Origin of the sequence: Enterobacter oligotrophicus, assembly GCF_009176645.1 — a bacterium.
Classification (GTDB): Bacteria; Pseudomonadota; Gammaproteobacteria; order Enterobacterales; family Enterobacteriaceae; genus Enterobacter; species Enterobacter oligotrophicus.
In genome coordinates this window covers 3,062,740-3,086,194 of record NZ_AP019007.1, presented here as the reverse complement: position 1 = coordinate 3,086,194, position 23,455 = coordinate 3,062,740, and the positions used below count along the sequence as shown (strand labels likewise).

The 23,455-nt window shown below is 50.8% G+C and carries 24 protein-coding genes, 1 tRNA gene and 2 pseudogenes; 11 read left to right on the top strand and 16 right to left on the bottom strand.

The window, feature by feature from the left end:
- Positions 1-133: 133 nt before the first annotated feature.
- Positions 134-1,006: pseudogene (locus EoCCA6_RS14835) on the top strand (phosphorothioated DNA-binding restriction endonuclease).
- Between the two features lie 38 nt (positions 1,007-1,044).
- On the opposite strand, the gene glgS reads toward EoCCA6_RS14835, so the two are convergent.
- On the bottom strand, positions 1,045-1,245 hold the full coding sequence (gene glgS, locus EoCCA6_RS14830; protein WP_167515546.1) for a cell surface composition regulator GlgS: 201 nt from the start codon (positions 1,243-1,245) through the stop codon (positions 1,045-1,047).
- Between the two features lie 333 nt (positions 1,246-1,578).
- Here glgS and EoCCA6_RS14825 point away from each other — a divergent pair, with 333 nt between their 5' ends.
- Together EoCCA6_RS14825 and EoCCA6_RS14820 are read left to right on the top strand one after the other, a co-directional pair.
- A complete protein-coding gene (locus EoCCA6_RS14825) occupies positions 1,579-1,869 on the top strand; it encodes a hypothetical protein (RefSeq protein WP_152083291.1) in 291 nt (96 codons plus the stop codon).
- A 64-nt stretch (positions 1,870-1,933) separates the two neighbouring features.
- Positions 1,934-2,626 carry an ArdC family protein gene (locus EoCCA6_RS14820; RefSeq protein WP_232623258.1) on the top strand — a complete coding sequence of 231 codons (693 nt, stop codon included), beginning with the start codon at positions 1,934-1,936 and terminating at the stop codon, positions 2,624-2,626.
- Positions 2,627-3,116: 490 nt separating this feature from the next.
- On the opposite strand, the gene EoCCA6_RS14815 is transcribed toward EoCCA6_RS14820, so the two are convergent.
- From EoCCA6_RS14815 to EoCCA6_RS14785, 7 genes and pseudogenes are all read right to left on the bottom strand, one after another.
- The gene (locus tag EoCCA6_RS14815; RefSeq protein WP_152083290.1) at positions 3,117-3,731 is read right to left on the bottom strand and encodes a hypothetical protein; all 615 of its coding nucleotides are present in this window, start codon (positions 3,729-3,731) and stop codon (positions 3,117-3,119) included.
- A 197-nt stretch (positions 3,732-3,928) separates the two neighbouring features.
- Positions 3,929-4,663, bottom strand: coding sequence for a hypothetical protein (locus EoCCA6_RS14810; RefSeq protein WP_152083289.1), 735 nt, complete (start codon positions 4,661-4,663; stop codon positions 3,929-3,931).
- A gap of 273 nt (positions 4,664-4,936) precedes the next feature.
- Positions 4,937-7,270: pseudogene (locus EoCCA6_RS14805) on the bottom strand (primase-helicase zinc-binding domain-containing protein).
- Between the two features lie 14 nt (positions 7,271-7,284).
- On the bottom strand, positions 7,285-7,605 hold the full coding sequence (locus tag EoCCA6_RS14800; protein WP_152083288.1) for a DUF5375 domain-containing protein: 321 nt from the start codon (positions 7,603-7,605) through the stop codon (positions 7,285-7,287).
- Positions 7,602-7,829: a hypothetical protein gene (locus EoCCA6_RS14795; RefSeq protein WP_152083287.1), complete on the bottom strand. Its 228-nt coding sequence runs from the start codon at positions 7,827-7,829 to the stop codon at positions 7,602-7,604. The genes EoCCA6_RS14800 and EoCCA6_RS14795 overlap by 4 nt, the downstream gene beginning before the upstream one ends.
- Positions 7,826-8,377: a host cell division inhibitor Icd-like protein gene (locus EoCCA6_RS14790; protein WP_152083286.1), complete on the bottom strand. Its 552-nt coding sequence runs from the start codon at positions 8,375-8,377 to the stop codon at positions 7,826-7,828. The genes EoCCA6_RS14795 and EoCCA6_RS14790 overlap by 4 nt, the downstream gene beginning before the upstream one ends.
- On the bottom strand, positions 8,374-8,640 hold the full coding sequence (locus tag EoCCA6_RS14785) for a helix-turn-helix transcriptional regulator (RefSeq protein ID WP_167515545.1): 267 nt from the start codon (positions 8,638-8,640) through the stop codon (positions 8,374-8,376). Before EoCCA6_RS14785 ends, EoCCA6_RS14790 begins: the two co-directional genes overlap by 4 nt.
- Positions 8,641-9,178: 538 nt before the next feature.
- Between EoCCA6_RS14785 and EoCCA6_RS14780 the strand changes: the two genes are divergently transcribed.
- From EoCCA6_RS14780 to EoCCA6_RS14770, 3 genes are read left to right on the top strand one after another with little or no spacing between them, the layout of a single operon-like run.
- Positions 9,179-9,916 carry a glycoprotein 3 gene (locus EoCCA6_RS14780; protein ID WP_152083285.1) on the top strand — a complete coding sequence of 246 codons (738 nt, stop codon included), beginning with the start codon at positions 9,179-9,181 and terminating at the stop codon, positions 9,914-9,916.
- Complete coding sequence (locus EoCCA6_RS14775) at positions 9,913-10,158, top strand: ogr/Delta-like zinc finger family protein (RefSeq protein ID WP_152083284.1); 246 nt, start codon at positions 9,913-9,915, stop codon at positions 10,156-10,158. The genes EoCCA6_RS14780 and EoCCA6_RS14775 overlap by 4 nt, the downstream gene beginning before the upstream one ends.
- Before the next feature lie 16 nt (positions 10,159-10,174).
- Positions 10,175-10,741 (top strand): phage polarity suppression protein, encoded by a 567-nt coding sequence (locus EoCCA6_RS14770; RefSeq protein ID WP_152083283.1) that lies wholly within the window; start codon positions 10,175-10,177, stop codon positions 10,739-10,741.
- 223 nt (positions 10,742-10,964) lie between these two features.
- On the opposite strand, the gene EoCCA6_RS14760 is transcribed toward EoCCA6_RS14770, so the two are convergent.
- From EoCCA6_RS14760 to rraB, 7 genes are all read right to left on the bottom strand, one after another.
- Positions 10,965-13,637 carry a ParA family protein gene (locus EoCCA6_RS14760; RefSeq protein ID WP_152083281.1) on the bottom strand — a complete coding sequence of 891 codons (2,673 nt, stop codon included), beginning with the start codon at positions 13,635-13,637 and terminating at the stop codon, positions 10,965-10,967.
- Positions 13,630-14,067 (bottom strand): hypothetical protein, encoded by a 438-nt coding sequence (locus EoCCA6_RS14755; RefSeq protein ID WP_152083280.1) that lies wholly within the window; start codon positions 14,065-14,067, stop codon positions 13,630-13,632. The genes EoCCA6_RS14760 and EoCCA6_RS14755 overlap by 8 nt, the downstream gene beginning before the upstream one ends.
- A gap of 143 nt (positions 14,068-14,210) precedes the next feature.
- Entirely contained in the window at positions 14,211-15,464 is a 1,254-nt protein-coding gene (locus tag EoCCA6_RS14750; protein WP_152083279.1) for a tyrosine-type recombinase/integrase, read from the bottom strand.
- 163 nt (positions 15,465-15,627) lie between these two features.
- Positions 15,628-15,712: transfer RNA gene (locus EoCCA6_RS14745), tRNA-Leu, on the bottom strand.
- A gap of 106 nt (positions 15,713-15,818) precedes the next feature.
- A complete protein-coding gene (locus EoCCA6_RS14740; RefSeq protein ID WP_152083278.1) occupies positions 15,819-16,550 on the bottom strand; it encodes a topoisomerase II in 732 nt (243 codons plus the stop codon).
- Between the two features lie 30 nt (positions 16,551-16,580).
- Positions 16,581-17,339, bottom strand: a complete 759-nt coding sequence (gene miaE, locus EoCCA6_RS14735) for a tRNA isopentenyl-2-thiomethyl-A-37 hydroxylase MiaE (RefSeq protein WP_152083277.1) — start codon at positions 17,337-17,339, stop codon at positions 16,581-16,583.
- 46 nt (positions 17,340-17,385) lie between these two features.
- The gene (rraB, locus tag EoCCA6_RS14730) at positions 17,386-17,808 is read right to left on the bottom strand and encodes a ribonuclease E inhibitor RraB (RefSeq protein ID WP_152083276.1); all 423 of its coding nucleotides are present in this window, start codon (positions 17,806-17,808) and stop codon (positions 17,386-17,388) included.
- 99 nt (positions 17,809-17,907) lie between these two features.
- Between rraB and argL the strand changes: the two genes are divergently transcribed.
- Together argL and argF (EoCCA6_RS14725) are read left to right on the top strand one after the other, a co-directional pair.
- On the top strand, positions 17,908-18,003 hold the full coding sequence (argL, locus tag EoCCA6_RS21675; protein ID WP_215723726.1) for a putative translational regulatory protein ArgL: 96 nt from the start codon (positions 17,908-17,910) through the stop codon (positions 18,001-18,003).
- A complete protein-coding gene (argF, locus tag EoCCA6_RS14725; RefSeq protein WP_152083275.1) occupies positions 17,973-18,977 on the top strand; it encodes an ornithine carbamoyltransferase in 1,005 nt (334 codons plus the stop codon). Before argL ends, argF (EoCCA6_RS14725) begins: the two co-directional genes overlap by 31 nt.
- Before the next feature lie 66 nt (positions 18,978-19,043).
- Here argF (EoCCA6_RS14725) and EoCCA6_RS14720 read toward each other — a convergent pair whose 3' ends face one another.
- Positions 19,044-19,496, bottom strand: a complete 453-nt coding sequence (locus tag EoCCA6_RS14720; protein WP_152083274.1) for a YhcH/YjgK/YiaL family protein — start codon at positions 19,494-19,496, stop codon at positions 19,044-19,046.
- Positions 19,497-20,171: 675 nt separating this feature from the next.
- On the opposite strand from EoCCA6_RS14720, the gene arcA reads away from it, so the two are divergent.
- The 3 genes from arcA to argF (EoCCA6_RS14705) all read left to right on the top strand — a co-directional run bounded on the left by arcA (position 20,172) and on the right by argF (EoCCA6_RS14705) (position 23,439).
- Entirely contained in the window at positions 20,172-21,392 is a 1,221-nt protein-coding gene (arcA, locus tag EoCCA6_RS14715; RefSeq protein WP_152083273.1) for an arginine deiminase, read from the top strand.
- Positions 21,393-21,402: 10 nt separating this feature from the next.
- Complete coding sequence (gene arcC, locus EoCCA6_RS14710) at positions 21,403-22,314, top strand: carbamate kinase (protein ID WP_152083272.1); 912 nt, start codon at positions 21,403-21,405, stop codon at positions 22,312-22,314.
- A gap of 120 nt (positions 22,315-22,434) precedes the next feature.
- A complete protein-coding gene (argF, locus tag EoCCA6_RS14705) occupies positions 22,435-23,439 on the top strand; it encodes an ornithine carbamoyltransferase (RefSeq protein ID WP_152083271.1) in 1,005 nt (334 codons plus the stop codon).
- The last annotated feature ends 16 nt before the right edge of the window (positions 23,440-23,455 follow it).

Genomic DNA, 23,455 nt, shown 5'->3' with positions numbered 1-23,455 from the left:
TTGTTAATCGGCACTTTAGCACAACACAATTAGCTTTACCGGAAGCAAATCAACGTTATGTTATTCGTCTTGAATCAATCAAACTTTGCGAGCATGATCGCAATAACACCAGCCTGTTACCCGGTTTATTCTTATGATCTCTCCAGAAACGCTGCAATCCGCCATCTCTAACGTCTCTGTCTGGCGTCAGGGTGACGTATGCGCGCCGCATAAACCGCTACTGCTGTTGTACGTACTGTCGCAGTACAAAGCGGGCCATCCGCGCCTGTTTAACTACGGCCTGGAGATCCACGAACCGCTTACTCGTCTGCTGAAAGAGTTTGGCCCTAAACGGCGCACCGATTACCCCAATATGCCGTTCTGGCGACTGCGAACAGACGGATTCTGGGAGATCGCTCACGCAGAAGGTTGCAAACCGCGTAAGGGCAATACTCAGCCAACAAAGAAAGAACTGATTGATAACCAGGTGGCGGACGGCTTCGATGAGGCAGCTTACCAACAATTGCTGGCACATCCAGAGATGATCGACTAACTGGCTCAGAAGATCCTCACCGATCGCTTCCCGGAAAGTATTCAGCGGATCCTGGCCAACCAACTGGGATTCGATTTTATCGATCGCTCCAGGAACCGCGATCCGCGTTTCAGGGATATCGTTCTTCGCGCTTACCACTCACGGTGCGCGTTCTGCGGTTACGATCTCAGGTTGGATGGCGCGCTGGTTGGTATTGAAGCGGCGCATATTCACTGGAAAGCGTACGGTGGTCCGTGCGTGGTAAACAATGGCCTGGCGCTCTGTACATTATACCATGACGCGTTTGATATGGGGGCGTTCGGGCTGGATGAGAGTATGACCATCCGCATCTCCGGCGGCGTCAGTCGCAGTCCGGTGGTCGACCATCTGTTCTGGCACCGGGACGGCCAGCAGTTATTCCTCCCTTATGACAAGACGCAGTGGCCTGCTGAACAGTATGTCGGCTGGCACCGTAAACAGATTTTCAAAGCCTGAAAATACGCAACGGGCCGTTAAGCCCGTTGTTCGTTACATCACCGCAGTTCTATCACTCTCGCCCGCTCAGCCTGCTTTCGGTAGTGGTCGTATCGCTCCCGGAACCATGCTTGCTGTTCATCACTCATATTGCCGGTCACGGCCTCGATATCCACTGGCTGGCCCAGGGCGTGCATACGGGCAAAACTGCGCGCCAGAAAATCAAAATTCTTTAATGCATTTATATCTTGTCGGTTCATTAGCATATCCCTCCAGTCATTGTGATTACTGTTCAAGGTCATATGCTTTTCTGATTTCAGTATCCGCCTGAAAAAGATCGTTTTTTGAGCGATGCGTGCGCATCAATCTGCCTGCATTCACATTTCAGGAACGACAAAACTCTTCAGCCCCGGTAATGATTTTCCCCTCCCTTTTATCATCCGCGCAGAAAACACTACCGCCAGCCATGCAGTAAGCTCGGCATGTATCCGGAAGGTGCGAACGGCGCAAATGCGCAGGATACCCGTACCATTCCATCCCGCAGGGAAATGCCCTGCGAAGGGTGTTCCCTGCTCATTTACAGGAGAAACACCATGTCGCTTTTCGATAAAAAACCGTCGTTAATGCCGGTGGTTATCGCCCCTGATGTCTGGCAATCCGCTGTGGAATTTCCCGCCGACCCGCAGCAGGTGGAAGAACGGCTGGGCAATCTGTTGCTCGCCGTACTGCTGACCCTGCGCACCGCAGGGGTATCCCGCAAGAAAGTCACCTTTACGATCTACTGCCAGCCGCCGCAGGGCGATATGAAAGTCCCTGTCGCATTACCGCTGTCGCTCAACTATCACGGCCACTATGTGCAGGTCTCGATGGCTGAACAGGCATAACCTCTCCCCGCCGGAGTCGCTTCCGGATGGAGGCAGCTCTGGCTGCTTCCATGAGGATCGCACAATGGACAGAAGCATCGATATCTACCAGAAAGTCACCGACCAGATTATTGCTGAGCTGGAAAACGGCAATGTGCCGTGGATCCGCCCGTGGCGCGACGGCGAACCGCCGTTCCCGATCAATGCGTTATCCGGTCGTCCGTATCACGGCATTAACGTGCCACTGCTGTGGAACAGCGCGGATAAGCAGAGTTTCGCCAGAGACCGCTGGCTGACGTTCCATCAGGTCAGCGCGCTTGGCGGACAGGTACGCAAAGGGGAAAAATCTTCCCTGGCCGTGCTGTACCTGCCGCGCACGCAGGCGAAAACCGACGCTCTTGGTCAGCCATTGCTCGATGAAAACGGCGAGCCAAAGATCCGGCATTTCGGGATCATCCGCAAGTTCCGGCTGTTTAATCTGTCGCAGTGCGACGGCCTGCCGCAGTCGCTGTCTGAGCCGTTTACCCGGCCCGCAGAACCGGTGGAAACCGCCGAAGCCATTGCGATGAACAGCGGCGTGACGCTGCGCCATCGCCGCCAGTCGAAAGCGTATTACAAACCCGCGACTGACCTGGTGATGATGCCGCACCCGCAGCAGTTTGAAAGCAGCGATGCGTATTACGCCACGCTGCTGCATGAACTGACGCACGCTACTGGTCACGCTCGCCCCGGTATTGCCGGGCGAAGGCCGGACTCAAACTGCTACCCAATAAAATGAATTATAAAGAATTTATTATAATCACCATCTAATATGCCCCCTTTTGTGCCCCCATCCATAATTATGAACATTTCATCATCAACACATTGGTTTAAAAGAAAAAAATACATCAACATCATTTTCGGTTCGGATCCGTTGCTCGGATCCGAACCAGAACAGAAAAAACTTTTTTTAGAAAAACTGTTCACACTGTTCACTAAGTGTTTTTTGCCTTTAATTTCATTGCCATACGTCGTGAACGGTTGGTGAACAGTGAACACTTTACTGTTCACCTTGCTGCTATTGCTCCAAAACCTAACATCTCTAACCCATCATTACAGTCCGATACGGGCACATTATGAGCAGAGCAACGCAGATGTAGCCATAGGTCTAGAATCAGAATGGATTTCGGTTGGCTCATACCATTAGGATACCAATGCACATTGAAATTAATCGCCACAACTAAATATTAGAATTGCAATGATAATAAATTTTACCGATAACATTTTTTTCATTTTACAATAACGTATTCATCCGCTCCGACGGAATATTTATATGGAATCCCATGGGCGATTAACAAATCACCTTCAGGTGGCTTAGTGCCGTTAAGAGCCAGAAAATGAATCAGGTAAGTACCTTTAGTATTCATGCCATATGCATAGGTAAGCTCATAGTTTTCACCAGCACCAATATCTACGAATTGAAGAGGAACCCTGTGAAGATTACCAGCGTAGCGACTTGAAATAATATTTATCGGTTCCTGGAAAACTGGCTTTCCCGCAGAAAAATCTACAGGTATTAAAGCCAAAGAATTATCGTCGAGCGTAATTCTGCTTTCCTTGGTGCCAAGGTTTGATAAAGTTATCTTAACAGTCAATAAAACCAACCCATTAGTTCCTTTCTTAACAACCGGTTCAACCTTTGCCTGAATATGTGGCGTTTGAGTCGTTTTCTGCTTTAACTCTTGAAGAGTATAATCTGTAACTTCCTTTTCTTTTTTTACATAAATTGTAGAGTACACTCCCCAAACCCCTACAGCAATCGCAGCCACTATAGTTACAATTTGAGAGAAAATTTGAACCCATAGTTGGAGAAAATGAACTTTACTCGAAACCTTATCCTTCATGAATGACTTCCTTTTCGTTCCAACAGTAAATAATAAAGAAAATTAAAAAGCATAACCACACACTCCTAGGCACAATAACTGACTTACTCTCTTTTCATGCATCCTCATGAGTCCTAAATTTGGACACGAAGTTTAATCACTCTCCGCAATTATCTGCCCCATTGACCAACATAAGCAGATACACCAAATCGGTGCTATTAAGGGCGAAGCGTTAAACCTAAGTCCCATGGAAAAACATCAATATATGAGGTGGTCGACACTGCTGCCCAGTTGATTATAACGTCTTGTGAGTTGCTAAGAAGAGTTTCACTATCCCTATCCCATTCGAAATCACTGGGTAACAATTGACCAGGGGCATGAGGCGACAATGCTCCAAAGGCAACATAATTCCATGCACCTGGCGGTCCTTCTCTTCCTGAAAGTACCAGTTCTTGGTGCCGTAAGGAATCCCTGTACTCCAAAGTTAAGTGCTCCTCTTCCATAAGATCTTTTAGGGTTAATTTTCCCAGTGGAGGGCAGCAAAGGTGACAAGAAGGAAATTCGAAAGTTGTATCATTGTCAATCAATGCCACTGCGACGATTTTGATAGAATCATTTGAGTCGAATGTCAGAGAAACCAGTGAGTCTGAAAACCTGTATCCCCACCATTTATCACCTATTCGGTTAGGAACACCTAGTTGCTGCTCAACCCAGCGAGATGGAGCACCAAGTTCTATCCCTGTAAATATATTTTCAGGTGTTCTACGTAGTTCGATTCGAACATTAGGTCTTGCTAACTTTGACCTTAAAAAACGAACGCCGTGCTTACTCATTGCGAGCCAAATGAGAGCTATACCACCCACAAAACTTCCAACTGCATTAACCATAACATCCTTGATAGGTATATGAGCTAATAGCGTCTGTAATTGCACAATCCAAGCATCCTGCGCCATTGTCAACCTCATTGAATGCGGACGATTTAACCGTCCCTAATATTGTAAAATTACCTTCAACAGAATACCGCGAACACAGTACGGATTTATATATCTCTGAGCATAGTTTAGAGCCTGATAAATATTTTTCAGACTTTAACTGCTCGCACTACTCACCTTTGTTTGTATCAAAATTTTCATTGTGATACAGGATAAATATACGGTGAACAGAGGAATGTGTACCCTTGCAGATGGCCAGAAAGGAAAAGACCGGCATCGCCGGTCTGAGGTTGATTATTTCGCTGTAGGCTCGTCGCATTTTGGCAACCAGTCGGCGTTGCTTTCCTCCCTGAGTGCCAGATTGGTCTGCATACCCTGATTCGTTCGCCGTTTGTCATAGTTCAGCCCGTACTCTTTGAGCATGGCCGACAGCCCTTTACCGAACATGGTCAGACTGAGCGTGTTTTTATAGCCGTGCGCCTCCATGTAAATCAGATAGGCGTGGTACAGGTAGAGGCGCGGCTGACGCGGGATAATATTGGCGTTCCCCATATACATCCCGTCAGGCTCCGGCAGCGCCTCCAGATAGCCACAAAAATCAAAGGTCGGGTCGGCATCGCGTTTAATACTGAGCGCCTCATCGGAGTTCTGCTGCGACTGGAGCAAAGTACGGGCGGCCATCGGGTCGCTGAACTTCTGCATGAGCTGCCGCACGATGACGGCCAGCTCACGGGCGATTTTGTCTTTGAGCTTCGGGTCGCGCTCTTCCGGGGCAATCTGTTCCGGGAAGTGCAGGATAACCCGACGGCGTGATACCCCGCCGCTGCGGTCGGTAAAGCGCATCGGGTTGTTATTCACGACCAGTATCACCGCCGGAATATGCGTCGAATAAGCATCCTTGTATTTCGGGTCGACCGACACCGCATCACCGCCGGTGATGGCCTTAAGCCCGGCCCCATCACCACTCCATTTTTCCTGGTCAGGCAGACGTATCAGAGAGAAGCCAATCAGCGCTGCGCGTTCACGCGAGGATTCCAGCGTCTCGATGGTCGCTGACGTGGCGTTATCTTCTCCGGCGAGCAGGGTCGCGATTTCTGCCAGGATGCTCTTCCCGTTGCCACCAGGGCCGGTCACCTCCAGAAAAAGCTGCCAGTCGTAGCGGTTGGCCAGCACCATAAACAGCGCGGCAAGAATAATCTCGCGTTTTTCTTCCCGGTAACCGGCTGCACGGTCGAGCCAGCGCCAGAAATTCGGGGCATGGGTTTCCAGTGTTTCACCTTCCACCGGGGGCGTGAAATCCACGTCACACAGGGTACGCAGCCAGTGCGATTTGCTGTGAGGGCTGAATATTCCGGTGCCGGTATCGAGCACGCCGTTGCGAAAACCAATTAGCCGCCGCGCCGGTGAGCTCTGCTGCGGAATAATCAGTTTCAGGGTGTCGACGACCGAACCGATTTTCCCGGATGAGAACGGGGCGCGGAGAAGCTGAAACAGCCCGGCCACGTCGCGGGAAAAATCCGACGGCGGTATGATTTTCCAGATACCCGCCTCATAGCGGGAAAGGAGCTGGCCGTTCGCATCGACGGCCAGCGCTTCGCCGTAGTGCTCATGTATCCGCATCGCCTTCTCACTGGTACTCATGGCGGTAAATTCCGCTTCGCTCATGGTGGTGAACGGACTTTCAGCCGGTGGCCGGATGGCGTCATAAATGGCTTTCCTCGTCGCCTCCTCGCTTTTCTGCACAAACGCATCATTCCAGTCACCGAACACCGGCGGCAGGGCGACGATGCCCCACAGGCGTCTGCTGCCGCAGCGGCTTTACTCTGACCATCGCCGCTCAGGTCACGGTCGGCGGCGAGGACAATCTGACAGGCCGGATGTTTCTGACGGGCAAGGCTCGCCAGAGAAAGGAGGTTCACGGAAGACAGCGCCACCATGACGGTTTCCCCGGTCAGGTGATGCACGGTGAGTGCGGTCGCATAGCCTTCCGCTATCTATAGGCGTTTTCCGGCCTGTTTCTGCCCCTCGATGATATTACATGCCCCTTTGACCTGACCGCCTTTCAGGGTGCGTTTGAGACCGTCAGCATTGATAAGCTGAAGGTTAACCAGTGCACTGGTACCGTCATGCAGCGGCACCACCACATCACCGGCGCGGAACGTCACGCCGCCGGTTTTATGCAGGGCGGTGAGCGTCAGACATTCCAGAGTGGGTAAGCCCTTGCGGGTCAGGTAAGCGTTGCCGGTGGCCGGTCGGGTTTTCTCCATCAGTTTCGCGGCCAGCCCGGCCGCCGCTTTACGGTCGGTATCGGTTTCAGTCTCTGCGGCCATAATCACCTCCGGGGCAACCGGTGACAAATTACCGGTGACAGTATTCACCTTTTGGGCGGCCTCTGAGGCAGATACATCGAATACCCTCTCAACCAGTTTAAGGCCGTCACCCGCGCCGCACTGGTTACAGAACCACATGCCGCGCCCCTCTTTATCGTCAAACCGGAAACGGTCAGAGCCGCCGCACACCGGGCAGGACTGATGCCGGTTTTTTAATCACCTTAACACCCAGCTCCGGGAGGATACGCGGCCAGTGGCCGCACGCCTGTTTTACGGTTTCCGTTACATTCATTTTCATTGTTATTTTCTCCCTCAATGCAGTACCGGTACGGTGATATGGCGGGCGCAAAGCTCATCCATCACGGCCAGCCCGAGAAAGGACAGCGACGGCGCGGCCTTGAGTGGTCCGGCTTCCATTAAATCTTCCAGCAGTGCACAGGCAATCTGGCGGCCTTTTTCCTCGCCGTGCTGGCGCAGGTAGAAGCCCTCCAGCTCGGCGGCAATGGCGCTTTCCAGCGCGTCGAGGGTGAGGTGCGGGTAGCGGTGCTGACGGGCGCACAGGGTCAGCCACGCACAGGCGACTGCCCGGCGATATAGCGCAGCACGCAGAACTGGGGATAATACGGTTTTCATACGTTGCCCTCCCCGGTCAGCCAGCGCTGATTGCAGCGTTCAACCACGCCGTCGAGCTGGGCGGTCATGAGGTAAATCACAGAGTTAAGCTGTAACTGCTGCGCCGGATCACGGCGAATGGTCGCGCAGTCCTGCACCTGCATCAGGTCGCCGACGAGCTGGCCGACATTGCGCATATGCTCAAGGCACTCGAGGTCACGGGCGGTAATGGTGGTGTGTCTCATGCACACACCTCCGGAACCGGCAGACGGCCAGCAAACGAGAGGACGTAATCACGAACAAGGGAAAGGCGTGCGGCTTGCTCATCACCGGCAACGGTGCGGAGCATAAAAATACGGGGTTTACGATCAGCGCGACGAACAGCGGCAAACACAAAGACAAACTGCGGGTATGACGGGTTGAGGATCGTAGACATAAGGGCAACCTCCATTGAGTAGCGGTTATCGCCTCCACCGGAGCTGCAAATCTCATGGGTGGTGGCCCGGACAGGGTTTGCAGTACCGGCCTCAATGGATACCGGCCAGCCCGAAGGCTGCCCCGCCCGAACCACCATTATCTGACAGGAACCACGGTGTAAACACCACAGCCCGAAAAATGGGTGTGCCTGAGCTACGACGTAAAAAAAGACGCATGGCGCGTCTGTTGTCGCCATTGAGTTACACGGGCTGCAAATCCCGGCTGCCGATTTTGCGACAGCGGAAAAACTATACCTGGAAATGACGAATGGAAGCAAGCCAGAAAAAGGGGCTGTTTGCTGGACGGTCATCATCATGCATCGTAACTCCGGTTGCGTTCGGCGATGCGATCCACCATCCATGCGGTGATTTCTGACTGCGCCCACGCCACGTTTTTACCGCCGAGGGAGATTTGTTTCGGGAAGGCTTCCCGGCTGATGAGATCGTAAATAGTCGAACGGGACAGGCCGCATAAATGCATCACTTCGGGCAGACGAATAAAACGCTCTTGGACGACATCAGAAAGCGGCATCAATGGGGCTGCAGGTGCTGAAGAAGGGGAAGAAAAAACAGTGTGCATCGGGCTACCTCATAAAGTCCATACAGTGCCGGTTGTGTCTTTCCGGCGTCAGGTAGCTCCTTATTATGGTTATATTTTCCCTCAGGTCATGTGAGATTTTTGGGGAAACAAACATTGACTTTTCGCTATGGCAAACAAAGGCAAACGCTGGCAAACAGATGCAAATCATTGCATTACATTGCAGCAATTTCGATTCCTTTTAGTTATATGTTTATCAATATCAATCGAAATAAAGTCTAAGCTATGCCATCAGCAATAAAATCGGAGGGTGAACAGTAGTGAACAGTCGGTGAACACTTATACCTTCAACTGTTCACTCCTTATCTTACTGTATTATTTATCTTTTTCTTTTCAGTGAACAGAAGTGAATAGTTATTAGTAAAAAAACAAACAGTGATTATGGTTTTCCAGAGACCTTTCTCTGGCCAGCCGGTTTTTAAGGTCTGTTTGTGCCATTTTTGCCACAACGGCAATGAATCGTGTTGTTGTGTCTGGCGCGGCAGAATCTCCTCAGATTGAAACGAAGAGGAGACCCGACATGACTCAGACCGCTGTTATTCCCGACTACCTTAAACCCGCAATGGAGCGCCTTGAGACGGCCAGAGAAGCGCATCTCTCGAATGCCCGACGTATGGACGACACCACGACGGCCATCAGCCAGGTGAAAACGCAAAAAAATGCACTGGAGCAGGAAAACGGTAATGATTCTGGTGCATGGCGCACCGCCTTTCGTGCCGGTGGTGCTGTCATTACCGACGAGCTGAAACAACGCCATATAACTCGCGTGGCGCGGCGGGAGCTGGCGCAGGAATGTGACAATATGGCTGAGGTTCTGTCTTTCGAGCTGGACAGCCTCAAAGGAGCCTGTGACCGCACGGCCAGAGCATACCGTCAGGCACATCACGGCGCCCTCAGTCAGTATGCAGAGCATGAACTCGATGTTGCCCTGCGTGAAAGCTGCGGTGCCCTCGTCAGAGCAATGAAACTCAGCATTCTGGTTAAAGAAAATCCGCTTGCCAATACCATTGGCCATCAGGGCTATGTCGAGCCAGAGCATGTCGTTATGCAGCAGGTGAAAACGTGGCTTGAGCAGGCGGTGAGGGGCTGCAATATCCGTCTGACTGATGAACCCGTGCTGTTTAAAACAGGTCTGTCGGCCTCCACGCTGCCGCATATGGAGCATGACGTTGCGACCACACCCGGCCAGCGCAAGGTCTGGCAGGAAAAAATGCGGGAACGTGAGGCCGACCTGAAAGCACGGGGATTACTGTCATGATGCGCTGCCCTTTCTGCCGCACGGCGGCCCACGTTCGCACCAGCCGCTATATGTCTGACAGCGTCAAAGAAAGTTACCTGCAGTGCCAGAATGTGCACTGCTCGGCGACATTCAAAACGCATGAGTCCATCTTTGAGGTGATCCGTTCCCCGGTCGTCGATGAGAAACCCGCACCGGTGCCGACAGCTACCGCAGCTCCACGTCAGGTGAAAGGCTGTTACAGCTCACCGTTCCGCCATTAATCAGGAGAGACAACCCGTGACCACCCTGACCTTAGAGCAGGCATTTGAGGCCTGTCAGACAAACAAAACCGCGTGGCTGAACCGTAAAGCTGAATTGGCCGCCGCAGAGCAGGAATATCAGGCATTATTGCTGGATAACAACGCATCAGGATCCCGCAGATTACAGGCGCTGCGTGACCTGATTGACGTAAAAAAATGGGAGGTTAATCAGGCCGCCGGTCGCTACATTTCCTCGCATGAGGAGGTGCAGCGCATCAGCATCCGTAACCGGCTGCACGATTTTATGCAGCAGAACGGCCCAGAGCTGGCCGCCGCGCTGGCACCAGAACTGATGGAGATTAAGAACCAGCCCACGATGATAAAAAACCGTGCGCTCGACCGTTCAATAGCATACCTGCGAGAAGCTCTTTCCGTCTGGCTGGTCGCAGAAAATGAAATTAATTATTCCGTACAGGACAATGACATTTTAACGGCAATCGGATACAGGCCTGACGCGCCTTCGCGGGATGATAATCGTGAAAAATTCACCCCTGCACAGAGCATGATTTACACCCGTCGACGCGCCGAACTGGCCGAGCAGTAACCTGTCAAAAAATCCCCGTAATTCCCACCATTTTTCCCGAATTAAGCCATGCATCCAAAGGGTGCATGGTTTTGCATGCGTTTTCCCGCTCCTGTACTCCCGACCAGCGCTAGTCCCGGCGCGGCCTGAGGCCGCCTTTGCATCTGCATTAAAAGCGGCCCATTAAGCGGGCAGGCGTGGCGGGGAGAGCATTGCGCGCTGAACCAGCAGCGCGCATTATTTTTTAGAACGGTATACCACCCAAATTGCGTTTTAATAGAGCTTGAACTCGAGGCCTCCCACCTACCGCTGAGGAGAACTGCAAGCCTGTACGGTAAATCTCCGGCAAATAAAAACGCTCTTCATTAGGTTGATCTGTATCTTCATAAATAACACCAAGTTCCTTCAACGAGGTTAAAAGAGGCAGGTCTAATCCGACCTCTTGTGGGTTGAAAGGAACTTTTTTCAAATCTGGCGATACCGTTTTTAAGTTGCTCATCCACTGCTCTAAAGGTTTGATTTCCTTTTCAGCTTCATCGACTTTTTCTTGGCTGCATGAATTTAAGGAACGTCTGATTGCCTCTGGAGCTAAAAGTCGATCTAACCAAAATTCCACTTTGATACCATTAGAGGGTGCTTTGAGCATATTATCAGCTGAGAATTTCAAGAATCTAACGAGATCTCGGGCTTGGAGACGGCCATTTAAATCACAGAGAGCGGCAAAGACCCACCTTGCAGAGCTGGCTTCTTTAGAATTATCACGCCCTAATTTCTTGCCCCATAGACGTTCAAGATTGTTCAGTAGGAAATTGAGACTACCAGATTCAGCATCTAACTCATTAGCATCTATAACTTCAGCTTTAGCACTTATCCAATAAGCTAATCTTAAAAATGACTCAGGTGTCCACTCAAGTCTAAACTGTTGATATTTAGCGACATACTGGTTCACGTTTTGCTTAATTGCAGACTGTACATAGTCTGCCCTCACAAAACATACCAATCCTATTCTTCTGTTCTGCAAGTCAGAAATAGCATTTGGTAAATTCAGTAGTGCTCGAATTGCAGAGTTATGATTTGAATCTTTTTCCGGCGCAAAAAGCACATCTTCTATACCATCGACTAATAAAACAATAGATTTATCAATGGTTATAAGATAATCATTCAAATCTTTTAAACTCTTATTATCACCGACTATTTCAGAAACTAATAGCTCCTGCCAAAACTCATCCCAATTAGTGGCATTATTTGCCAATGCATCCGTTATTCTCTTGACGTTAAGGAATAAACTACGTGGTGATTGCGCTGAAATTGCAGTCAAACATTTTTCACGCTGCTCAGCTACTTTCTCCCTAACATTCTCATTAAGGTTAGTAGAGGAGATCCATGGTAATATGTTAGCTTGGACATTAGACGTGACGTTGTTATTTACCTTAAATATGAAATTACTCCAGCTTTCAGATTTGCATACTTGCAAATATGTAAATGTTTTGCCTGCTCCTTTAGCCCCAATTGATACAACATTTGGTAGTGAGTCGGCATAACTTTTTGCAAGATTACGAATTGGATCGATGACTAACATATCATCTTCACTAGTATTCTCTGCAAACTGGAAGGACTGACAAGTATCATACAATCTTTGCAATCCATTATCGTTACCATCGGAATCTTCTTTACTTTCACTCGATTCAATCGATTCGACGTCGGAAATCCAATCCTTAGCATTATCATAAATACTTGATTTTCTTAATAATGAGAGTGCGTCTTTTATATTAGACACACTCATTAAATTCTCATCAAAATCAAACTCTAGTAACTCAATTGATTGAGAAATTATATCTTCATCTTCGATAGCAGGATATGCCTCATTCACAATTTGAATTGCTTGTGTATAACTAGCTGATTCTCTAAGCAATTTTGTGAGCATACTTATTATTACTGTCGGCTTATCACTAACATTACGATGGGTATTTTTGATTGAATTATGGATTTTCTTCAATACCTCGCCAATACCAACAACTGACTGCTTAGCAATTGTTGAAACAAAAAAGTGCTCAACCCTTGGATCAAAAATTAGAGGACTGGAAAGTTCACTCAACCCAGCACGCAAGTCAATTAGAATAACATCCACCTCAAGTTTATTTCCTAAAAGTCTTAGCAAATCGCTGAGTATATATGGATTATCAATGTTCTTAGAAATATGATCTGGTGTTACAGGCATATCCATTATGCTTTCTAAAGATAATGCCGAGGGAAGAACAAAAATCTCTTTAGAATTACCATCAATACTAATCGAACTTTTTCTCAACTCTTTTGCGAAAAAATCTATTGTTGAGTCAAAGTTTCCCTCTGAGTATTGAATTGCCTCTAAAAAATTAGTGTAGGTTACTTTCCCCAAATTTTCCGAATCAAGCCATAAAGTAAGACCCGGAGCTTCTAGATCACCATCAATCAACAATATTTTTTTAATGTTGTCACTTTCTAATGCTGCGCTTGCATAAGTCATTAAAGAAGTTGTACGCCCCACCCCCCCCTTAAATGAATGGAATGCACAAAATTTAGGTCCATCTCCCCATTTTTCTGGCTGTTTGAAATTTGCGTTTTCAATATAAACATGTTCACGCCACAATGGATATACAATATTATTTTCTTTCTTTACCCCAATAGCAGGAATTAACTCAATCACATATTCTGGCCCGCCTATTTCCACAGACAATAACAACGTTTCTTCTTTACGTACAATGGAATTATCGAATATTTTATTTAAATCAGAAATAGCCAACTCTCGATCATTAGTATATTCAACTTCCATTCCTGATGAATAACAATAGATAGCCTTGATATTTAGCAATTCATTCTTGAACTTGAACTTTCGTTTAACTTCTCGTTCAATATCGAGCCAAGTGATAAATTCAGCCATTTGTAAGTTCCTTTTCTATAATTTCGTTTAATTTTTCCAATTTGCTTTCAAGAAAAATGTCATTTTCAGCACCATCTAACGTACCGCCGTATCTCCATATTTGGTTAATTTCTGACGGACTACATGTGCGAATAACATCTTTACTATCAACCTTACAATCTTTCATACGTAAAGATTGAGGAAGCATAAACGAACTGTTTATAGATAGCTTCTCACATAATTTGTTAATATCATGAGAAAACTGTTGTGCAATATCAGAGTCAATCACTGTTTTATTTATTTGCTTTAAATACGCGGCTTTTAGACCACATTCAATTGCATAAAATAATAATAACCTATGAGGATTTGTTCTTTGGTCCGATTTTGAGACATCTAAAGAATTACGCCAAGCCCTGACTAATTCTCTGTTTGTAAAGGGAATCTTCGCCACTCAACTTTTCTCCATGCCCACGCATAAAATAAACTGAAAATGTGATTAAAACATACCAGATCTTCTTGAGAAGATCCTCTCAACAAACTCAGAATTGTGCGCCAACCACTTCAACTTTTAGGCTCTATACATCAATGGGTCGATTATAATTTCGAGTATTCGTATGGTGTGAGGGAACCATGGCGACAGGCATCAAGATAATCAGCCCACCATTGCACCATCAACCCACGTTCATCCAAATGCTCAGATGTGTGAATGTATGCCGCACGCACATTATTACGCTCGGAGTGACTCAACTGACGTTCTATAGCATCATCACTCCACAATCCTGACTCACCCAATGCACCACGCGCCATCGTCCTAAATCCATGCCCGCAGACCTCGGTTTTCGTGTCATATCCCATCGCACGCAATGCGCTGTTTACCGTGTTTTCACTCATAACCTTAGTTGCGTCATGATCCCCTGGAAAAAGCAGCTCTTTATCACCACTAATCCGCTTTAACTGTTCTAACAAATTCATCGCCTGACGACTAAGCGGAACGATATGCTCCTCTTTCATTTTCATGCCGCGATACGAGTAACGCACCCCTTTGATTTCTTCTCGTTTAGCAGGCACGCGCCAAAGAGATTTATCGAAGTCGAACTCATCCCAGCGCGCGAAACGTAACTCACTGGAACGCACAAAAGTGAGTAAGGAAAGCTCGACCGCGATCCGTGTCATTACGCGGCCACGATATGCAGCAAGACGTGCAAGAAACTCAGGGAACCGGCTGGAGGGTAAGGCGGGGTAATGTCGCGCTTTGGTTGTTGATAGCGCACCGGCCATGTCACTGGCTGGATTAGAGTCGATGTAATCGTTCTGTACGGCATAACGCATAATAGCCGTGACACGCTGCTGAAGACGCTGCGCAACATCATGCTTACCACTGGCATCAACTTTTTTAATCGGGGCTAACAGGTGGCTAGTTTTGAGCTGGCGAATGTCGGACGAGCCGATATGAGGGAAGATATAAAGCTCAAGATAGCGAAGAACGCGCGCTCTATGGTCCTCACTCCAGCGCTTGTTACTGGCATGCCATTCACGAGCGATAGTTTCGAAAGTATATGCCCCCGAATTCTCGGCATGAGCTTCTTTCTGTTCGGCTTTTGGATCAATGCCCTGCACCAATAGTTTTTTAGCTTCGTCGCGCTTTGCTCTAGCCTGAGCAAGAGTCACAGTTGGCCAAACACCAAAAGCGAGGCGATCCTCTTTTTTGTCAGAGGGGCGTCGGTATTTCATGCGCCAGTATTTAGAACCCTTGGTCGAAACCTCGAGATACAAACCGCCGCCATCGGCCATTTTGTAGGTTTTGTCTTTTGGCTTTGCGGTCTCGACCTGTCTGGCGTTGAGCTTCATTTGGGGGCACATTTCTAATCGAAGTTAAGATGCCCCCAATTATGCCCCCAATGACATCCGGATTTCAACGGACAACCTCGGACAACTCAGGACGTAAAAATCGCTGCAAGCATTGATTTTTAAGGGATAATTGGACTTTCTCGGATGGTCCTGGAAGGACTAATGGTGCCGAAGGCCGGACTCGAACCGGCACGTATTTCTACGGTTGATTTTGAATCAACTGCGTCTACCGATTTCGCCACTTCGGCACTGAAGGGGATGCGGAAACGTTCTGGATTATACCTGTCGCGCGCCGCCATGCAAGCGGCGACGCGCTAAACCCGCGCTAAGTGCCCAAAAAACCAGCGCCCTTCGTCAGTCCAGCTCGGAAACCGCCAGCCGAATCACGCCTGCCGCTTTCTGCTCCGGTAGCTTCAGTACCTTCGCCCACATCTCCTGTACCATATCGCAGGAGAGCTTCTCTTTGCCCACCGCGTTCTCCGGCATCTGCAGCAGCTGAATGTCTTCGCCGTACTTGTCGGCCAGCTCTTTCATAATCGGGCGGACGGTCGTCACGGCGGCTTCACGTTCTGCCGGGGTCACGGTGTGGCGGTTTTTGCCGTAGGCGGCGCGCATCATGTCGGCGTCGGCCTGCATGCGGCGGGCCATCATCTGTTTATCCAGCACGCGCATCGGGTTGACGCCCCCCTTCACTGCCGGATAGAGGAAACGGAAACAAGCATCATCACTTACCTTCTGTATAGCGGCGGTCTGCTCCATATTGGCCTTCATATAATCCACCACGTTGGCGTCCGGAGCGTGCTGCAGACGCGACATTTGTAGCGTCAGGATCTGCGGCTGGATCACGTCGATGATGTGCTGCTCGGACTCGCCCATCTTCTGCATGGTGAGGATCTGCTCGCGGATGCGCTTCTGGAACGCGGGCTCCTGCTCTTTAATCACCTGCCAGGCGGGCATCGCGTTGAGGGTCGAATCAAGCTGCTGTTCGGGGGTTTGCTGCTGGCGTTGTTTGTCGAAGTACACCCAGAACGCCACGGCGGCGGCCAGGACGGTGACAACGACAATACGGGTCCACGTTTTATTCATCTCGCATCCTTATCCTTTCGCTATGCCGGTTTACACCGGCACGCCGCTGTGGAAGCGAAACTCGTTGTCCGGTGTTGAGATAAGTGTGGCTTCAATTTCGCCAAAATGCTGCACCCGATGTGAGATATCGTTGCCACTCACCTGTTGGGCAAGTGTCAGATAGTCCTGATAATGGCGCGCTTCCGAGCGCAGCAGTGAGAGATAGAACTTCTGCAGCTCGTCGTCGAGGAACGGGGCCAGAGCGGCGAAGCGTTCGCAGGAGCGGGCTTCGATGTACGCCCCGCAGATGAGTTTGTCGATGAGCGTCAGCGGTTCGTGGGTGCGCACTTCCCTCAGCATCCCTTTGGCGTAGCGGCTGGCAGTGATTTTGACGTACGGAATGTCGCGTGCCAGCATCGCCTCGCGCACCTGCCAGAAATGGTGCAGCTCTTCTTTTATCAGCAGCACCATGCTGTCGATAAGCTGCTGGCCCCACGGGTCGTCAGTTTTAGGCATCACGCTTTTGCCAATCTGCTTATGCAGGGCGATGAAATCCGGCTCCGGCCCTTCACGGAAGGTGAAGGCTTCGTAGGGTTTGAGCCAGTCGAGCAACGCATCGGCACCGCTCTCGTCGGCGACGTATTTACGCACCAGCAGCAGCGCGGTCTGCGCGGCCTTGAGCTCGCATACCATGTGGTCGGTGAGCAGCAGCGGCAGGTTAGCCGGGTCGCGGGCTTTATCAATCCATGCTTGCGGGGTCGGGCACTGGAGGAAGTTAAGAACAGGGGCAAGTATCTGCGGGTAATCCATGGTTCTGCCTTGAAAAAGCGGTGGCCATCGCCACCGCCTGAATCGCTTAGTGACGCACGCCGTCGTCGTCTTCGTCGATGTAATCTTCGTCGTCTTCGTCGCCGTCTTCACCGTTCGGATCTTCGAAGTAGGTTCCCCAGCCGTCGTACTCCACGTCAAACTTCTCGGCCAGGTTCATCAGTTGTTCGACCTGGGCGTCAATCAGTTCCGCGTTCAGCGCGCCTTCGCTCAGGATATCGCAGCAGATGACGGTGTCACCCTCTTCCACTTCCAGCTCTTCCGGCTCGGTCACTTCGTAACCCAGTTTGAACGCTTCTACCGCCAGTTTTTCCAGCGCGTCGAAATCGTCAGCAGAGAAATGGTGCTCGATGGTGTACAGCGCGTCCGGATCGCTACCGTCTTCCAGCAGTTCTTCAATAATCAGACGCGTCTCTTCGCGTTGCTCTTCCAGGTGTTCCGGGTTTGCCATGGCTCATTCCTCTTTAAAGTGCGGCAGATACTTCTATTTTCACACACGGATGTGTTTGCCTCCACCTTTGTTAGAAAGATTTGTGAAACGGGGTTGCAAATGAATAATTACACATATAAAGTGAATTTTAATTCAATAAGTGGCGTTTGCCATGTGAGGATAAAATGTCTGATCTGTACAAGAAACACTTTCTGAAATTGCTCGATTTTACCCCTGCACAGCTCACCTCTCTGCTGACCCTTGCCGCACAGCTAAAAGCTGATAAGAAAAATGGCAAGGAAGTACAAAAAGTTACCGGTAAAAATATCGCGCTCATCTTCGAAAAAGACTCAACCCGTACACGATGCTCTTTCGAAGTTGCCGCATTTGACCAGGGCGCACGCGTTACATATTTAGGGCCGAGCGGCAGCCAGATTGGGCATAAAGAGTCAATTAAAGACACCGCGCGCGTGCTGGGCCGGATGTACGACGGCATTCAGTATCGCGGTCACGGTCAGGAAGTGGTTGAAACGCTGGCGCAGTATGCGGGCGTGCCGGTGTGGAACGGACTGACCAACGAGTTCCACCCGACGCAGCTTTTGGCAGACCTGCTGACCATGCAGGAGCACCTGCCGGGCAAGGCGTTTAACGAGATGACGCTGGTTTATGCGGGCGATGCGCGTAACAACATGGGCAACTCGATGCTGGAAGCGGCGGCACTGACCGGGTTGGATCTGCGTCTGGTGGCACCGAAAGCCTGCTGGCCGGAAGAGAGCCTGGTGGCGGAGTGCCGCGCCCTGGCAGAGAAGCACGGCGGGAAGATCACCCTGACGGAAGATGTGGCGGCGGGCGTGAAGGGTGCAGACTTCATCTATACCGACGTATGGGTGTCGATGGGCGAGGCCAAAGAGAAGTGGGCGGAGCGGATTGCGCTGCTGCGCGGGTATCAGGTGAATGCACAGATGATGGCGCTGACCGGCAACCCGAATGTGAAGTTCCTGCACTGTCTGCCTGCGTTCCATGACGACCAGACCACGCTCGGCAAACAGATGGCGAAAGAGTTTGATCTGCATGGCGGGATGGAAGTGACGGATGAGGTGTTTGAATCGGCGGCGAGCATTGTGTTCGACCAGGCGGAAAACCGGATGCATACGATTAAGGCGGTGATGGTAGCGACGCTCGGGGAGTAATGGACTCCTCTGCGCGCTGGTGCCCTCACCCCGGCCCTCTCCCACAGGGAGAGGGAGTAAACCCGTTTAGCTAATCAGCATCTTCACCACAACTTTACGCACCTGCGCAGGCGTGCCCACCGCACACAGCGGTTTGTGCACTTCGCCCGGCCAGAACACCACAAAATCCCCTTCGCTTAATACCACGGTTTTCTCCTGCTCACCTTCCGGCAGAAACGCGATGTCTTTGTCCGCCAGCCAGTCGGTGTCCGGCGTGCCATGCGGCAGGGTGCTGAAGGTCATCCCTTCCTGGCCTCGCATAATGATTTGAATATCCAGGTAACGCGCGTGGTACTCGGCGCGACGTTCGGCAAACGGTTGAGTCATGTCTTCGGAAACCAGATAAAACAGGTTGTTGCCGTCGATATCGTGTTTACCGAGCGGTGTGGCGTCGGTGACGTGTGCTTTGACATGCTCAATGGCCTGACGCAGCTCGTGTGGCAGCCAGGACTGCAGATGGTGGATATTGCCAACAATCATGATTAAACCCTCAATATAAAACATTGTTTCATTTTTGTCTTTTATACGAGAATTCAGACTGCCATACCACTCCTTTTTAGAACAGTTTTGCGCAAGCGCATGTTTATCGAAAAATGTGTTAATACGCTGTTAACCCCTCACGGGCAATTATGCAGTGGTTATGCATAACATCTGCCTGCACTCGCCAGTCGGAATTTTTAACCCGTTGAATTAAAAGCCTTAACAACAAAAACCGCTACCGCTTCACATTTTGTCATTTTGGTAATTTGCGCTTTAAACCCATAATTATTTATTGATTTCTCTTAAGTCAAAAATAGTTAATTGCGATAATTGCATAGTCATTCCAGCACCTTAATTTAATTATTCAAAATCAATAGGTTAAATGAATACTTCAAAACATTAAACTCTACAAAATAATAACAAACACAAATAATGCAAACAGATCCTGCTTAGCTATTCACCTGCCATTAATATTAAATTAATCATTATCTGATGCGAATCATGCAAATGAAAACAAACCGCTTAATATCCATTTCTGCGTGAGCAACATCACAATACGAATTATTTAACCGCCTAGTATTGGCCCTGAAATCAATTGAGCTTAGCCGCCATGAAATAAACATACACACATGGCGCATGCCCTTTTTATTCTGAAAAAAAGTCAAAGGAATAATTATGGAAAAGCACTACGTCGGTTCTGAAATTGGTCAATTGCGTAGCGTTATGCTGCATCGCCCAAATTTAAGTCTGAAACGGTTAACCCCGTCGAACTGTCAGGAGCTGTTATTTGATGATGTGCTCTCGGTTGAACGGGCGGGTGAAGAGCATGATATCTTCGCAAACACGCTGCGCGAGCAGGGTGTGGAAGTCCTGCTGTTGACCGACCTTCTGACACAAACGCTTGATATTGCGGAGGCTAAAGCCTGGTTACTGGAGACACAGATCTCTGATTATCGTCTCGGGCCTACCTTTGCCGCTGACGTTCGCAGTTGGCTGGCGGATATGTCACACCGCGAACTGGCGCGTCGTTTAAGCGGCGGATTAACCTACGGCGAAATTCCTGCCGCGATTAAAAATATGGTGGTTGATACCCACACGGCGAATGATTTTATTATGAAGCCGCTGCCTAATCATTTATTCACCCGCGATACTTCCTGCTGGATTTATAACGGTGTCTCCATTAACCCAATGGCCAAACCCGCGCGTCAGCGTGAAACCAATAATTTGCGTGCAATATATCGCTGGCACCCGGCGTTTGCTGACGGTGATTTTATTAAATATTTCGGTGACGAGAATATTAATTACGATCACGCCACCTTAGAAGGCGGCGACGTATTAGTAATTGGCCGTGGCGCGGTATTAATCGGCATGTCGGAACGCACTACGCCGCAGGGTGTGGAATTCCTCGCTAACAGCCTGTTCAAACATCGCCAGGCCGAGCGCGTAATTGCTGTTGAGCTACCAAAACACCGCTCCTGCATGCACCTCGACACCGTCATGACCCACATCGACGTAGATACCTTCTCCGTCTACCCGGAAGTGGTGCGCAAAGACGCCCAGTGCTGGACGCTCACCCCGGACGGACGCGGTGGCCTGCAACGTACCCAGGAAGCCGACCTGCTGCACGCCATCGAAAAAGCGCTTGGCATTAATCAGGTCCGCCTGATCACCACCGGCGGCGACGCCTTTGAAGCCGAACGCGAGCAGTGGAACGACGCCAACAACGTCCTGACCATCCGTCCGGGTGTGGTGATCGGCTACGAGCGCAACGTCTGGACCAACGAGAAGTACGACAAAGCGGGCATTACCGTGCTGCCCATTCCAGGCGACGAGCTGGGACGCGGGCGCGGTGGCGCGCGCTGCATGAGCTGCCCACTGGAACGTGACGGAATTTAAAGGAGCCATCATGGAACGAAAACCCACTCTGGTTGTGGCACTCGGCGGTAACGCCCTGCTCAAACGCGGCGAGCCGCTGGAAGCGGAGATCCAGCGCCAGAACATTGCGCTGGCCGCCCGCACTATCGCCGGGCTAACGGAACAGTGGCGCGTAGTACTGGTTCACGGCAACGGACCACAGGTCGGGCTGCTGGCGCTGCAAAACAGCGCCTACGACAAAGTGACCCCCTACCCGCTGGATATCCTCGGTGCCGAAAGCCAGGGGATGATCGGCTACATGCTCCAGCAGGCGCTGAAAAACAATCTGCCCCAGCGCGAGGTGAGCGTGCTGCTTACCCAGGTGGAAGTGGACGCCGCCGACCCGGCATTCAGCAACCCGACCAAATACATCGGCCCGGTTTACAACGAAGCGCAGGCGAAAACGCTGGCCGCGGAAAAAGGCTGGGTATTCAAGGCCGACGGCAGCTATTTCCGCCGCGTGGTGCCCTCTCCGAAGCCGAAACGCATCGTCGAGAGCGATGCCATCACGGCACTCATCCAGCGCGACCACCTGGTGATCTGCAACGGTGGCGGCGGTGTGCCGGTAGTGGAGAACGCCAGCGGTTACCACGGTATTGAGGCGGTGATCGACAAAGATCTCTCCGCCGCACTGCTGGCGCGCCAGATAGAGGCCGATGCCCTGCTGATCCTCACCGATGCCGACGCGGTGTACCTCGACTGGGGCAAACCGACCCAGCGACCGCTGGCGCAGGTCACGCCGGAACTGCTCAAAGAAATGCAGTTCGACGCGGGTTCGATGGGGCCGAAAGTGGCCGCCTGCCGTGAGTTTGTTGAAGCCTGCAACGGCATTGCCGGGATAGGCGCGCTGGCCGACGGCGCGGAGATCCTGGCGGGCGAGAAAGGCACGTTGATTCGTAACTGAGTCGTTTTCCCCTCACCCTAACCCTCTCCCAAAGGGAGAGGGAATGTAAGCCCCCCTCTCCCTGAGGGAGAGGGTCGGGGTGAGGGCATCAAACAGCTAAATTTTAAAAAGGATTTCACCATGGCCATTAACCTGAAAAACCGCAACTTCCTCAAACTGCTGGACTACACCCCGGCAGAGATCCAGTACCTGATCGACCTCGCCATTGAGCTGAAGGCCGCCAAAAAAGCCGGACGTGAAAAGCAAACCCTGGTCGGGAAAAACATCGCCCTGATCTTTGAAAAAACCTCCACCCGCACCCGCTGCGCCTTTGAAGTGGGGGCGTTTGACCAGGGTGCGCAGGTGACCTACCTCGGCCCAAGCGGATCGCAGATCGGCCATAAAGAGTCGATGAAGGACACCGCCCGCGTGCTGGGGCGTATGTATGACGGCATCGAGTATCGCGGCTACGGCCAGGCCATCGTTGAAGAGCTGGGCGAGTACGCGGGCGTGCCGGTGTGGAACGGCCTGACAGACGAATTCCACCCGACCCAAATCCTCGCAGACCTGATGACCATGCTGGAGCACGCACCGGGCAAAACCCTGCCGGAGCTGAGCTTTGCTTACCTGGGTGACGCACGCAACAACATGGGCAACTCATTGATGGTCGGCGCGGCCAAAATGGGCATGGATATCCGCCTCGTCGCGCCGAAATCCTTCTGGCCTGAAGCGGGGCTGGTGGAACAGTGCCGCGCCATCGCCAAAGAGACCGGCGCACGTATCACTCTCACCGACGACGTGGAAGAAGGCGTGCAGGGAACCGATTTCCTCTACACCGACGTGTGGGTCTCTATGGGCGAGCCAAAAGAGGCCTGGGCCGAACGCGTCAGCCTGATGAAGCCGTATCAAATCAACGCCGAGGTGATGAAAGCCACCGGCAACCCGAACGTCAAGTTCATGCATTGCCTGCCAGCGTTCCACAACGAGCACACCAAAGTGGGCCGCGAAATCGAAATAGCCTACGGTCTGAAAGGGCTGGAAGTGACGGAAGAGGTCTTTGAATCACCGAACTCTATCGTTTTCGACGAAGCAGAGAACCGCATGCACACCATTAAAGCGGTCATGGTGGCGACACTCGGCGACTAACCACCGCCCGGCGCGC

Bases quoted from the DNA above. Each gene is read 5' to 3' on its own strand.
- rraB (WP_152083276.1), bottom strand. From the start codon at position 17,808: ATGGCAAACCCGGAACACCTGGAAGAGCAACGCGAAGAGACGCGTCTG.
- EoCCA6_RS14795 (WP_152083287.1), bottom strand. From the start codon at position 7,829: ATGAGACACACCACCATTACCGCCCGTGACCTCGAGTGCCTTGAGCAT.
- arcC (WP_152083272.1), top strand. From the start codon at position 21,403: ATGGAACGAAAACCCACTCTGGTTGTGGCACTCGGCGGTAACGCCCTG.
- argF (WP_152083271.1), top strand. From the start codon at position 22,435: ATGGCCATTAACCTGAAAAACCGCAACTTCCTCAAACTGCTGGACTAC.
- EoCCA6_RS14785 (WP_167515545.1), bottom strand. From the start codon at position 8,640: ATGCACACTGTTTTTTCTTCCCCTTCTTCAGCACCTGCAGCCCCATTG.
- argF (WP_152083275.1), top strand. From the start codon at position 17,973: ATGTCTGATCTGTACAAGAAACACTTTCTGAAATTGCTCGATTTTACC.
- EoCCA6_RS14780 (WP_152083285.1), top strand. From the start codon at position 9,179: ATGACTCAGACCGCTGTTATTCCCGACTACCTTAAACCCGCAATGGAG.
- miaE (WP_152083277.1), bottom strand. From the start codon at position 17,339: ATGGATTACCCGCAGATACTTGCCCCTGTTCTTAACTTCCTCCAGTGC.
- argL (WP_215723726.1), top strand. From the start codon at position 17,908: ATGAATAATTACACATATAAAGTGAATTTTAATTCAATAAGTGGCGTT.
- EoCCA6_RS14740 (WP_152083278.1), bottom strand. From the start codon at position 16,550: ATGAATAAAACGTGGACCCGTATTGTCGTTGTCACCGTCCTGGCCGCC.
- EoCCA6_RS14790 (WP_152083286.1), bottom strand. From the start codon at position 8,377: ATGATGATGACCGTCCAGCAAACAGCCCCTTTTTCTGGCTTGCTTCCA.
- EoCCA6_RS14750 (WP_152083279.1), bottom strand. From the start codon at position 15,464: ATGAAGCTCAACGCCAGACAGGTCGAGACCGCAAAGCCAAAAGACAAA.
- EoCCA6_RS14760 (WP_152083281.1), bottom strand. From the start codon at position 13,637: ATGGCTGAATTTATCACTTGGCTCGATATTGAACGAGAAGTTAAACGA.
- glgS (WP_167515546.1), bottom strand. From the start codon at position 1,245: ATGAACCGACAAGATATAAATGCATTAAAGAATTTTGATTTTCTGGCG.
- EoCCA6_RS14810 (WP_152083289.1), bottom strand. From the start codon at position 4,663: ATGGCGCAGGATGCTTGGATTGTGCAATTACAGACGCTATTAGCTCAT.
- EoCCA6_RS14820 (WP_232623258.1), top strand. From the start codon at position 1,934: ATGGACAGAAGCATCGATATCTACCAGAAAGTCACCGACCAGATTATT.
- EoCCA6_RS14775 (WP_152083284.1), top strand. From the start codon at position 9,913: ATGATGCGCTGCCCTTTCTGCCGCACGGCGGCCCACGTTCGCACCAGC.
- EoCCA6_RS14800 (WP_152083288.1), bottom strand. From the start codon at position 7,605: ATGAAAACCGTATTATCCCCAGTTCTGCGTGCTGCGCTATATCGCCGG.
- arcA (WP_152083273.1), top strand. From the start codon at position 20,172: ATGGAAAAGCACTACGTCGGTTCTGAAATTGGTCAATTGCGTAGCGTT.
- EoCCA6_RS14825 (WP_152083291.1), top strand. From the start codon at position 1,579: ATGTCGCTTTTCGATAAAAAACCGTCGTTAATGCCGGTGGTTATCGCC.
- EoCCA6_RS14815 (WP_152083290.1), bottom strand. From the start codon at position 3,731: ATGAAGGATAAGGTTTCGAGTAAAGTTCATTTTCTCCAACTATGGGTT.
- EoCCA6_RS14720 (WP_152083274.1), bottom strand. From the start codon at position 19,496: ATGATTGTTGGCAATATCCACCATCTGCAGTCCTGGCTGCCACACGAG.